The sequence below is a fragment of the Poseidonibacter antarcticus genome (assembly GCF_003667345.1).
GTDB lineage: Bacteria > Campylobacterota > Campylobacteria > Campylobacterales > Arcobacteraceae > Poseidonibacter > Poseidonibacter antarcticus.
Genome location: NZ_RCWF01000002.1, coordinates 282,898 through 295,092 on the forward strand (window position 1 = coordinate 282,898; position 12,195 = coordinate 295,092).

Sequence of the window (12,195 nt, forward strand, 5' to 3'; positions counted from 1 at the left end):
TTTATTTTATTATTTATATTATCTATTTTAATATTAATCTTTTTTGAAGTATAAAACTTAAGGCTTTGTTGACATTTTTTAAGGTACAATCGCTGTAAAAAATAAAGATGCAAATATTTAAAGTTTGATTTTAGGTAGTTAAAAAAGTGGCGAGAAGGTGTAGGAATCGAACCTACCGCGGCTTACACACGTAAACCACCAATCAGGGTTGAAACCTGTGGCGTCCACCAGGATCGCATACCCCCCACTTGAGAATTTGAGTTTACATTATTTAGTTTTAAAAACATCTGAAAGAGTTAATTATATGAGTTTATTAAAAAGCATTCCAAAGGTTGATAGGTTTATCAACAACAAAGTGTTTAATGATTTTTCAAAATCTTTAATAACACAAATATCAAAAGAGTTAATCGCCAATTTAAGAGCTGATATTTTAGCAAACAAAATAGATACTATTGATGAGCAAAAACTTATTTATAATGTGATTTCAAAGTATAATTCTCTTCTTTCACCCTCTTTACAAAGTGTTATAAATGCAACTGGAATTATTGTTCATACAAATCTAGGGCGTTCTTTGATAAATGAAAAAAGTTTTAAAAAAGCTTTAAATATTGCAACATCATATAACAATCTTGAATACGATTTAGAAAAAGGCAAAAGGGGTGAGCGATATTCTCACATTGTTAAAACTCTTCAAGCTTTGACAGGTTGTGAAGATGCTATTGTTGTAAACAACAATGCAAGTGCTGTTTTCTTGGTATTAAATACTTTTTCAAAAGGCAAGGAAGCAGTTGTAAGTCGTGGTGAACTTGTTGAAATTGGCGGAAGTTTTAGAGTTCCTGATGTGATGGTTCAAAGTGGAGCTATTTTAAAAGAGATTGGAACTACAAATAAAACTCATTTAAAAGATTATGTAAATGCTGTAAATGAAAACACTTCAATGCTTATGAAAGTTCATAAATCAAACTATACTATTGAGGGTTTTACTTCTGAAGTTTCTTATGAAGATATTGTTAAAACTGCAAAAGAAAAAAACGTGATTGATTATTATGATATGGGAAGTGGTCATATAATTGACTTGCCTTATAATCTTGACCTTGCCGAGCCTTCTATTTTAAAAATAATGAAATACAATCCAAGTTTATTAAGCTTTTCAGGTGATAAACTATTAGGTTCTGTTCAAGCTGGTATTATCATTGGTAAAAAAGAGTTAATAGATAAGATTAAACAAAATCAACTTTTAAGAATGCTAAGAGTTGATAAGATTACACTAAGTATTTTAGAAGATACTCTTACTTCATATTTAGAAAATAAACTTGATGATATTCCTACTTTAAAAATGTTAAATACTCCTGTAGAAGAGTTAGAAAAAAGAGCTTTAACTTTAAAAAATTCAATAGATTCTATTTGTGATTGCAGTATTATAAAAACTCAATCTTTAATAGGTGGAGGAACAACTCCAAATAAAAAGATTCCAACTATTGCTTTAAGTATTTCATACAAAGATTACAAAGTAAATAAAATTGAGAAAATACTAAGAAATGAGAATCTAATCACAAGAATAGAAAATGAAAAAGTTTTAATCGACTTTAGAAGTATTCAAGAAAATGAAATAAAAAAAATTGAAGCTATAATCAAAAAGGTTTTTAACTAATGGCAAATATAATCATAGGAACAGCAGGACATATTGACCATGGAAAAACTGCTCTAATCAAAGCCTTAAATGGTTATGAAGGTGATAGTACAAACGAGGAAAAACAAAGAGGTATTACTATTGATTTATCTTTTTCAAATCTTTCACGAGCGCAACAAAATATTGCTTTTATTGATGTTCCAGGACATGAAAAACTTGTAAAAAATATGATTGCAGGTGCTTTTGGATTTGATTATGTAATGTTGGTTGTTTCTGCTGTTGAAGGTATTATGCCTCAAACTATTGAGCATATTGAGATTATTAATTTACTTGGAATAAAAGATTTAATTTTAGTAATTACAAAAAGTGATTTAGTTAGTGCAGACGAACTAGAAAAAACAAAAGAAAAAACTCTTTCATTTTTAAATGACTTTGATTTTGATATTAAATTTGTACAAGAAGTTTCAATATATAAACCCGAATCAATAGAAAAACTAAAAAACAACTTGTTTACGATTAAAAATTCTACAAAACAAGAAGAAAACTTCTTTAGATATTATGTAGATAGAGTTTTTTCACCAAAAGGAATTGGTACAGTTGTAACAGGAACAGTATTAGGGAAAAAGCTTGAGTTAAATGAAAAAGTATTTATTTGCCAAGCACAAAAAGAATCAAAAATAAAAAATATTCAAGTACATAATGAAAATACTCTTGAAGCAAATATTTCAAATAGAGCTGCTTTAAACTTACAAGGAATAAATAGTACAAATATAAAAAGAGGTGATTTAATCACAAAAAAAGGTCATATTAGAGGCTTTGATGAAATAGATATCTCTTTTAAGGCTTTAAAAGGAAAAAAAGTACATCACAATAAATCATATACTATATTTATTGGTGCAAAGAAATTTGAAGCTAAAATCTTATTATTTGATTCAACAGAGGAATTAGATAGTGGTTTTGCCACAATTAAAGCAGATGAAAACTTATTTACTATATTTGCAGAAAAACTAATCATTAGACAAGGAAATCAAACTATTTCAGGTGGAAAAGTTTTAAATCCAATTATTGATCCAATGAAAAAGAATCAAAAGAAACAGTTATTAGAATCTTTAAATGAGAACAACTTTAAAGATGCATATTATCAACTTCTTCAAGCTCATAAAAAAGGATTAGGAATAATCTCTTCAGCTCAAAGATTTGCACTTTCTCATGAAGAAGCTATATCATTTGCTAAAGATTTAGAAAATGTATTTATTGATGAAAAAGAGCTTGTGGTTTATCCTATTGAAACAAAAGAATTAATCATAAATTCAATAAGAGATATTTATACTAAAAACAGTTATGCCCTACTTTCAAATGCATCAATTGGCTTACGATTAAAATGGGCTAGTACTTCTTTTATTCAATTAGCACTTGATGATTTAGTAAATGAAGACTTTTTATCTAAGGATAATAATCTATATAAAAATGCAAATATCAAAGAGGATTTTGCAAAGAATTTAGAAGATTCATTTTTAGCAAGATTAAAAGATGAAGATATTACACCAACTGCACCTTATAATATCTATGATGAACTAGATTTAGATAGAAAATTAGGTGATGATATTTTAAAAGCTTTAACAGCAAAAAAACAAGTCGTTAGACTTCAGCATAATCTTTTTATTCACTCTGAAAGCTTAAATAATATTATTATAAAAATGAAAGAGATTATAAAAGAAGATGGTTTTATTCAAATTGCTAATTTTAAAGAAAAATTTCCAATGAGTAGAAAATATCTAGTAACTTATTTAGATTATCTTGATAATTTCTCAAATATTAAAAAAATCGAAAATAAAAGGGTATTTGTATAATAATGACATTAACTAAAGAGCAAGAAAATATAATAAATGCAAAAGAAGAGTCTTTTAAAATAAATGCCGTTGCAGGGAGTGGTAAAACTACTACTTTACTTGAATATGCAAAAAAAAACTCTCATCTAAAGATTTTATATCTTGCATATAATAAATCACTACAAGTAAGCCTACAAAAAAAACTAAAAGAATATAATCTAAATCATATGAATGTGAGTACAATTCACTCTTTGGCATATCAAAAAGTAAGTGCTTACCAATACAATTTAGCACACGATTTAAAAATTCAAGTAATAGAGCAACTATTAAATGGTTATGAGCAAACTTTTAACAAAAGAACAAACTATTATCCTGTTGCTGAATATGTTGCTTTGATAAAAGATTTAGTAAATTTTTATTGTAATTCATCATTAATCGCACTTGATCTGAAACTATTAGAATCATACAAAAAACACGGTGATTTAAGTGCAAAAGTTTTAGAACTATTAAATAAAGATGAGAAAAAAGCACTAAACCATTTAAAACATATTTTATCTGCAATGAAAAATAAACTAATAGATGCTACTCACGATTTTTATTTAAAAATGTTTTATTTAAACAAAAAAGTCAGCACAAATCTTGGTTATGATTTAATACTTGTAGATGAAGCACAGGATATTTCAGATGTAATGATTGGAATTGTCGAAGCACAAAAATGTAGACGTATTTATGTTGGTGATTCTTTTCAACAAATCTACTCTTTTAGATACGCTATAAACGCTTTAAATAAAATAGAATTACCAGCTTATGAACTATCAAAAAGCTTTAGATTTAGTAATACTTATGCAAAATATTTAGAGCAAAATTTAAACTCATTATATAAAAATAACAATGGCAAACTTCTAAAAATTTCAGGTCTTGATACGATTACCAATATTGGTGAAAAAGCAATTGATTATAAAAAACCTATTTGTGTTATTGCTCGTTCAACTTTTGGTCTTATTCAACAAATAGTTCACTTTATTCAAGATGATAAAAAAATATATTTTGAAGGTGGTTATGGTTCTTACTCATTTATGAATCAAACTGTTTATTCTATTTTTCATCTAAAAGAGAAAAAGAATGACAAAATAACAGTAGATGAAATAAAAGATTTTGAAACAATTCAAGAGTTAGAACAGTTTGCAAAAGATACAAAAAATCAAGATTATCTAAATATTATTAAGTTTATTAATACTTATGGCGATAATATATTTGAGATAAATAAAAAGATAAAATCACAAATAACAACAACAAAAGATGAAGCTGATTTAATTTTTACAACTACTCATAAATCAAAAGGTTTAGAGTATGATCAAGTTATTATGGCAGATGATTTTATTACAAAAAAAGAGTTATCAAATCCTAAAAATAAAGTTTCATTTTTAAAACTAAATGAAGAGCTAAATATCTATTATGTAGCAGCAACTAGGGTTAAAAGTGCCATTTATCCAGCTTCTTTAAACTTAGATTATGTTTACAAAGAAGGTGATGAAAATAACTTCTCAAAATCTACTTATACTAAATATTCAGGCAAAAAAACAAGTGGTAAAAAAATGAAACAAATGCAAGAAGAGTGGTTAAAGAAAAATAGAATAAATAAAGTGAATGCTTTCTAAATGTATGTAATTGGAATGAAAAAATGAAAAAAATAGTTTTAATTATAAGTATTATTTCTTCTCTAATTATTGCTACAATATTTTATACTTCAAATAATACAGCAAAACTCACCTACTCTTTTTATCATTGGAAAAATAGTTTTAATGAAGTAAATATAAAAGAAAAACTTTATATAAAAGTACTTGAAGTAACATATTCAAATAAAATAGAACCCATACGTACAAGCTTTAAAACTAAGCCAAACGATGGTTTTGTACCAGTTGTTTATATTACAAATGAAGCTATGAAAAATCTATCTTTTAAAGAGATTTCCAAAAGTATTCAAGATACATTAAAAGCACTAAACAATAAAAATTATAAATATAATGAGCTTCAAATAGACTGCGATTGGTCTGATTTGACTAGGTCTAATTATTTTGATTTATTAAAAGATTTAAAAAATAAACTAGCTATAAAATTAAGTGCAACAATACGACTTCATCAAGTAAAATACGCTAAAAGAACGGGTGTTCCTCCTGTTGATTATGGTTTATTGATGTACTATAATATGTCAACTATTACAAAACTTGAAACAAAAAATTCTATTTTAGATAATAATATTGCTAGAAAATATCACTATAATTTTGATATTTATCCTTTGAAATTAAAACTAGCACTTCCTTTATATTCTCAAGCTATTTGGTTTAGAAAAAGTGTAGCTTTAGAAATAATCCAAGGAGCAAAAAAAGAAGATTTTTCTTCAAACTTTATAGAAATATCTCCTAATATTTATAAGTGTTTAGAAAGTGATTATTTCAAAGGACGATATGTTTACAAAGATGATATATTTAGATTTGAAGATTCAAAAGAAAAAGATATAAAGACAGCTTTAAGCGACTTTTTTAAAATTGCTTCAAATCGATTTAACGAAATTGTATTCTATACTTTTTCCTACAAAGATAAATACAATTTAACAAATTTACTTAAAGGTTACAAATGATTATAAAAATTTTATTATTTACACTGCTTTTAAAAATTGCCGTATTTTCATGTGCTGGTGGTTGGGACTATAGCAATAGATCATTTTTATTTCTTGAAGAAAGAGAACTTCCTTTTTCAAATCAAAAAAGAAATTTAGATAGTGCTGCAGTTTATAATGATATTATTGATGATTATAAAAATAGAGCAAAACAAGCCAATTTAGAAGAGTGGCAAAAGCATTTAAAACAAAACTTAAGTCTTAAAACAATTGAGCAAATAGTTTACCAAAGAAAAAATATTTCACTTATAAAAGATGAAAATATAAAAGCGTATTTGAATTTTATTCAAAATCAAGAACAATACGTTGTAAATTATTATTACAGTAATCAAAAAGAACCAGAAATAAAAGAAGAAGTACTTATAAATGAAGCTATAAAAAGAATAAACACGAATATCCCAGAATGGCTAAAACTTAGATACTTTTACTTAAGTTTACGATTAGCACATTATAAAGAGTTAAAACCTTTAGAAATATATAAAAAGTATAGCTATTTATTACAAACAAAAGAAAAAACAATCGTAAAAGATTGGATTCAAGGTATTTATGCAGGTGCGTTAATCAAAGATAAAAAAATACAAAAAGGTGTTTATGAGTTCTCAAAATTACTAGATAAAGACAAAATAAACTGGCACTTAGCTTATTATAATTTCAACCATATACATACAAAAGAACAGTGGAATACTCTTGTAAATATCCCTACTTCAAACTACGAAAAAGCAAGATTATATGCACTTAGAGCATTAAATAAAAATAGCAATATTATAGAAGAATTAAAAAATATATATAAAATTGATAAAAATTCTGTTTGGTTTGATTTTGTTCTATATAAAGCCCTTTTAAATTCACAGCATTTCTTTGATTTAGATGATTATTATGTACGTAATTTTCCAACACAAGAGTTTATAAACTATCTTCAAACAATAAAAAAAGATGATATGTATACAATAAACTTATCTTTAGGATATTTTAATTTGTATTCTAATAACTTGAAAAAAGCAAAAGAGATTGCTTCTGGGCTTCTACTTTCAAATGATAATCACGAAACACAAACATTTAATTATATTGTAAATTTAAATCAACTAAAAAGTATAAATATACAAATAGAAAATGATATTTATTCACAAATGACAAAATTAACAAATGATAAAGATCACACATCAAATGCAATACAAAACTATACTTTTGTAATACTAGAAAAATTATATAAAAAACAAAATGATACGTTTAAAGCCTTTTTGAGTGCAAATATCAACAACTTAAATAACAGTTCTTTTACCTTAGAATCTTTAGATGAATTTAAACAATTTATCAATGTCAAAAGTAAATCAAAAATGGAAGAGTATTTTAAAGAAAAATATAAAGAACAAGAAAAAATAAAAAAAATTGATAATAGTTTTAGCTTTGATGAAAGTCTAAAGAAAACCCAGATTAAACTTTTAATCAATAATCAAGAGTTTGATAAAGCCCGTAAAATAAAAAGTAATTATCTAAATGAATATATAAAATTCAATCCTTTTAATGTTTCAATTAGAGGAAATAATCGTTCAGGGGAAAAACAAACATATACGATAAAAGAGTTTTTGGACAAAATAATACAAATACAAGAAGTATTAAAAAACACTCCAAATAGTGCAATTGACAACTATTTATATGCAAATGCCATCTATAATCTAAGTTATTTTGGGAACTCTAATATAATTACTACAGAATACAGAAGTGTTTATTCGTTTCATAATAAAGTATTGGAACTAAAAAAAGTAAATGATTCTATAAAGTATTATGAAAAAGCATTAAAATATGCAAAAAATAAAGAGTTTAAAGCAAAAATCACATATATGCTAGCAAAATCAGAATTAGCACTTTTTGATATAAACTTTGCAAAAAAATCATCTTATAGTTATCCAAAAGAAATTACTTCTTATGAAGCACCTAGAACTTGGTCTTATACAAGAAATAAAACTTATAATAAATATATAGATAACAATTATGGTAAATATTTTGATAAACTAAAAGATAAATATTCTAATACAAAGTATTATGATGAGATATTAAAAGAATGTGCAAACTTAAAAACATACCAAAAAAGGAAGTAACACTAGTATAAGCAAACTATATACTAAGATTTGTTACTATCCCAAAAGAAATAAATAAGGAATTTTATGCAATATTTTGGAACAATTGAAACTAAATATGAAGAGATTTTTATTACATCTAGCTATATGTATTTTGGTGCAGAAGATGAAGTAATAACTCCTAAAGAATTAAAAGCGAAAATTAAATCAGCTAAAGAAAGAAAAAAAAACATAATAGGTACAGTTTTTTTATACAACCCTGTAGTAACTCCTGTAGGTTATGATTCAAATAATTACTTACTAGATCAAAACTTTGATAGTTTTGGAGAAATGGTAGAATTAAAAGCAGAAACATATATCACAGTCTTTAAACAAGCTATGAGTGAACATTGTGCTGGTAAAATAGTAGAGATTAGAAACTTATTTAATCTAAATGAACAAAACATTGATGCTTCAACACTTTTAATGAAATTTAATGATGATTTAGAAATATATAACTCAGCTCAAAATACAGAGTTTGAAAGAGAAATTATGTATTTGGATGCTGCAAACCTAATTCCTAGTGGAAAATTTGTATTTTTTGCATGGGGAGATAAAATCAGTTCGAAAGAATTCCCATATATAAGTGAATATGCAAAAGTGATTTATGATAATACTGTTAAGCTTGGTAAAAAAGTTGCCTTTGTTTATAAAAGAGAAAAAACAGAACAAGGTTCTATTAAATATCTACAATTTTCAAACCCAGTTCAAAATCATAAAAACAAAAGAACTATTGCAAGTGCAATCAAAAAATCATTTGAACAGTTCCCACCTGTAATCACACCCTATGAATAATAAGTATTTTTTTTAAATACTTAAAAATTTCAATATTTTACATTATCTCTATTATAATTTCAGTTATCTTTAAAGTAACTGGTATTATAATACCGCCACTTAAACGATTGGGGTATCGCCAAGTGGTAAGGCACTAGCTTTTGGTGCTAGCATTCGAAGGTTCGAATCCTTCTACCCCATCCATCATTTGAGTATTTCGGGAAGGTTGGAGAGTGGTCAAATCCTGCGGATTGTAAATCCGCCGCCTACGGCTTCGAAGGTTCGAGTCCTTCTCTTCCCACCACGTGTGGCGCGATAGCTCAGTCGGTAGAGCAAAGGATTGAAAATCCTTGTGTCGACAGTTCGATTCTGTCTCGAGCCACCATTTTTTTAATATTAATAACACAAACAAATCAACTACCAATAAGTGCGAGTGTGGCGGAATAGGTAGACGCGTTGGACTTAAAATCCAATTCCGGTTTCGGAGTGTCGGTTCAATTCCGACCATTCGCACCACTGTGTTATTAAATTAAAACTTTCTTTTTAAAAATCACAAACTACATTTACTTACTAATTTATATAAAATCATTACATTTATTAAATTCATAAATACAAACTTATTTTAAGATTATATTTATAAATCAAATTCAATAGTAAATTCAGCTCCTGTGTATTTTTTATTATTGTATATAAAATCATGATTTTTTACAGATATCTTTCCATCTAAATGTTTAACTATAATTTCTTCTGTCATATATAAACCAATACCTGTACCTTGTGCTTTATGCTTTGTTGTAAAGTATGGTTCAAAGATTCTTTCTATTATATCAGCAGATATACCTCCTGCATTATCTCTTATGATTATACTAACTTTTTTAGCAGAAACTATAGAACTAATAAATATTACTTTTTCTACATTCTTATCTTTTTTTATTAATTCATCTCTTGCGTTATTAATTATATTTATTAATGCTTGTATCAATTCATTTTCATAACTAAACATTTCAATATCTTCTATATCTTTTACTATTCTTATATCTTTTGATGTTAGTTGAGCTTGTAATAAATCTAATGTAGTATTAAATGTATTTTTTAAAGAAAAGTTTGTCTTGATTTTATGTGGACTATAAAAATTCCTAAAATCATCAATTGTTTTTGATAAATGCTTTACTGATGCATTTATTCTTTTTGTAGCATCAAAGAAAAACTCATCTTCTAGATTATTCATCTGTTTTTGTAAAAGCATTCCTGTAGATGCTGTTAAAATAGTTGAAAGTGGTTGTCTCCATTGATGTGCAATATTACCAATCATTTCTCCCATTGAAGCCATTTTTGATTGTTGAAATAATATATTTTGTTTTTCATTTAAATCTTTTTTATATTTATCAAATTTGTATTTTAGAGTCTTTGAAATATAAATTGATACAATTAATAATACAAAAGTTAGAATAATACTTATTGTAAAAATTTTATATATAAAAGATTCGTATTTGTTATCAAGAAACTCTTTTTTATCTTGAATAAGCTTCCCCATCTTATCCTTTGAATAAGAAGAGACAAGTATCCATGACCAATCATTAAATTTTTTTGCATACCCTATTCTATTATTATTTGAAGCTTTATATTCAATAAATAAACTATGCTTATTTAACATACTTGGCATATTTTCTATCAAATCTTTAACACTTTTATCTTTTTCTACATCTAAAACATTTTTCCCTATAAATTTATTATCTTTATATAATACAAACCTACCTGAGTAATCAAGAATAAAAATATCTTTTTTAGTATCTTTTTTAATATATGTTAAATATTTTAATGTTTTTTCTTTAACAAATGCTTCATATTCATCTACATATTCACCCGTTCCTATAACCATATTGTAGGGCTCTAGATATTTATAAAATGAAATCTTTTTATATGTTTTCATTCCTTTATTTGGTTTATACCAATAGTATTCATCAAATCTTTCTGATTTATCTTTTATAGTTTTAATAATTGTTTTTACAAATTCATAACCATTACTATCTCTGTAATCAATCATGATTTTATTTTCGATTTTACTATCAATTGGATATAAAACTTTTCTTCCCTCTATATTGTCAATAAAGAAGTACCCTCTTCCATTGTTAAATCTTATTTCATTTAATGTAACTTTTATAAGTTCAAATATTTCATCTTTTGTTTTTGTATTTTTATATTTTTCATATATATTTGTAGCAATAGTATGAGCTTCATATACTCTTGTTTTTATTGAATTCTTTAATTCAACTTCAATATTCTTATAAGAATTATTAACAATATTATAAACCAAAGATATATCACTTTTTAGTTTATTTTTAGTCTCTAAGATATATTCATTTTCAATTTGTTTTTTCTCTTTTTGGAATATACTTTTATTTTCAACATATAGCCAAATTGTAATTATCATAGAGAAAATTATAACAAAAGACGAAGGTGCATATTTAATTATTTTTAATATTTGTTTTTCATTATTGTTCTTCATTGTTTTAATTATATCCTAAAATATTAGACTTTTTATGAAGAGTTTATAATATCAGATTTATTATTATCATTTTAATCAACTAATTCAAGTATTCCTTAGATATAATTATAAAACCATATATTATAAATAAGGAATACATATTGTCAAAAATTGGAATACTAGTAGCTAGTTCAAATAATAATCAGAAATTAGGTTTAAAACTTGAAGAATTAGCATTAAAAGAGAATTGTGAAGTAGAATTAATAAATTTAGTAGATTTAAGATTACCATTATATAGTACAATTGAAGAAGAAGAAAATGGAATTCCCGAAACTGTTTTAGATTTAGCAACAAAAATATTAGATCTAAAAGCTTTTATTATTGTAGCACCTGAATATAATGGAGTTATGCCACCTGTACTTAATAATGCAATGGCATGGACTTCACGAGCTACAAAAGATTGGAGAGATGCATTCAATGATAAAATTATTGGGTTAGCAACACACAGTGGTGGTGGAGGTGCTAAAGGTCTTCAAGCTATGAGAATACAATTTCAACATTTAGGAGCTAATATCTTAGCTAGAGAACTTTTAACTACTTATGAAAAACCATTAAATGAAGAAACTGCAATTGGAATGATCCAAGCACTTAAAAGATTATCAAAAGTTTAGGAATCATTCCTAAAC

Annotated in this window: 8 protein-coding genes and 5 tRNA genes; 11 read left to right on the forward strand and 2 right to left on the reverse strand. The window is 25.6% G+C overall.

What is annotated here, in order from left to right; translation table 11 throughout:
- Window positions 1-147: 147 nt before the first annotated feature.
- A tRNA-Sec gene (locus D9T19_RS14510) sits at window positions 148-246 on the reverse strand.
- A 58-nt stretch (window positions 247-304) separates the two neighbouring features.
- On the opposite strand from D9T19_RS14510, the gene selA reads away from it, so the two are divergent.
- From selA to D9T19_RS04165, 10 genes are all read left to right on the forward strand, one after another.
- Entirely contained in the window at window positions 305-1,651 is a 1,347-nt protein-coding gene (gene selA / locus D9T19_RS04120) for an L-seryl-tRNA(Sec) selenium transferase (RefSeq protein ID WP_121626943.1), read from the forward strand.
- Window positions 1,651-3,480, forward strand: a complete 1,830-nt coding sequence (selB, locus tag D9T19_RS04125; protein WP_121626944.1) for a selenocysteine-specific translation elongation factor — start codon at window positions 1,651-1,653, stop codon at window positions 3,478-3,480. The genes selA and selB overlap by 1 nt, the downstream gene beginning before the upstream one ends.
- 2 nt (window positions 3,481-3,482) lie before the next feature.
- Window positions 3,483-5,117: a UvrD-helicase domain-containing protein gene (locus tag D9T19_RS04130; RefSeq protein WP_121626945.1), complete on the forward strand. Its 1,635-nt coding sequence runs from the start codon at window positions 3,483-3,485 to the stop codon at window positions 5,115-5,117.
- 23 nt (window positions 5,118-5,140) lie between these two features.
- Window positions 5,141-6,097 (forward strand): hypothetical protein, encoded by a 957-nt coding sequence (locus D9T19_RS04135; protein ID WP_121626946.1) that lies wholly within the window; start codon window positions 5,141-5,143, stop codon window positions 6,095-6,097.
- The gene (locus D9T19_RS04140; protein ID WP_121626947.1) at window positions 6,094-8,232 is read left to right on the forward strand and encodes a hypothetical protein; all 2,139 of its coding nucleotides are present in this window, start codon (window positions 6,094-6,096) and stop codon (window positions 8,230-8,232) included. Before D9T19_RS04135 ends, D9T19_RS04140 begins: the two co-directional genes overlap by 4 nt.
- A gap of 66 nt (window positions 8,233-8,298) precedes the next feature.
- Window positions 8,299-9,045, forward strand: coding sequence for a hypothetical protein (locus D9T19_RS04145; RefSeq protein ID WP_121626948.1), 747 nt, complete (start codon window positions 8,299-8,301; stop codon window positions 9,043-9,045).
- 108 nt (window positions 9,046-9,153) lie between these two features.
- A tRNA-Gln gene (locus D9T19_RS04150) sits at window positions 9,154-9,228 on the forward strand.
- Window positions 9,229-9,243: 15 nt separating this feature from the next.
- Window positions 9,244-9,328 (forward strand) — tRNA-Tyr (locus tag D9T19_RS04155).
- A gap of 5 nt (window positions 9,329-9,333) precedes the next feature.
- A tRNA-Phe gene (locus tag D9T19_RS04160) sits at window positions 9,334-9,409 on the forward strand.
- Between the two features lie 44 nt (window positions 9,410-9,453).
- Window positions 9,454-9,540: transfer RNA gene (locus tag D9T19_RS04165), tRNA-Leu, on the forward strand.
- A gap of 118 nt (window positions 9,541-9,658) precedes the next feature.
- Here D9T19_RS04165 and D9T19_RS04170 read toward each other — a convergent pair.
- Window positions 9,659-11,530, reverse strand: a complete 1,872-nt coding sequence (locus D9T19_RS04170; protein ID WP_121626949.1) for a sensor histidine kinase — start codon at window positions 11,528-11,530, stop codon at window positions 9,659-9,661.
- 140 nt (window positions 11,531-11,670) lie between these two features.
- On the opposite strand from D9T19_RS04170, the gene D9T19_RS04175 reads away from it, so the two are divergent.
- Entirely contained in the window at window positions 11,671-12,180 is a 510-nt protein-coding gene (locus D9T19_RS04175; RefSeq protein WP_121626950.1) for an NADPH-dependent FMN reductase, read from the forward strand.
- Window positions 12,181-12,195 lie beyond the last annotated feature (15 nt).

Excerpts from the sequence above, each read along its gene's own strand:
- D9T19_RS04135 (WP_121626946.1), top strand. The coding sequence starts at position 5,141 with ATGAAAAAAATAGTTTTAATTATAAGTATTATTTCTTCTCTAATTATT.
- D9T19_RS04170 (WP_121626949.1), bottom strand. The coding sequence starts at position 11,530 with ATGAAGAACAATAATGAAAAACAAATATTAAAAATAATTAAATATGCA.
- selB (WP_121626944.1), top strand. The coding sequence starts at position 1,651 with ATGGCAAATATAATCATAGGAACAGCAGGACATATTGACCATGGAAAA.
- D9T19_RS04140 (WP_121626947.1), top strand. The coding sequence starts at position 6,094 with ATGATTATAAAAATTTTATTATTTACACTGCTTTTAAAAATTGCCGTA.
- D9T19_RS04145 (WP_121626948.1), top strand. The coding sequence starts at position 8,299 with ATGCAATATTTTGGAACAATTGAAACTAAATATGAAGAGATTTTTATT.
- selA (WP_121626943.1), top strand. The coding sequence starts at position 305 with ATGAGTTTATTAAAAAGCATTCCAAAGGTTGATAGGTTTATCAACAAC.
- D9T19_RS04130 (WP_121626945.1), top strand. The coding sequence starts at position 3,483 with ATGACATTAACTAAAGAGCAAGAAAATATAATAAATGCAAAAGAAGAG.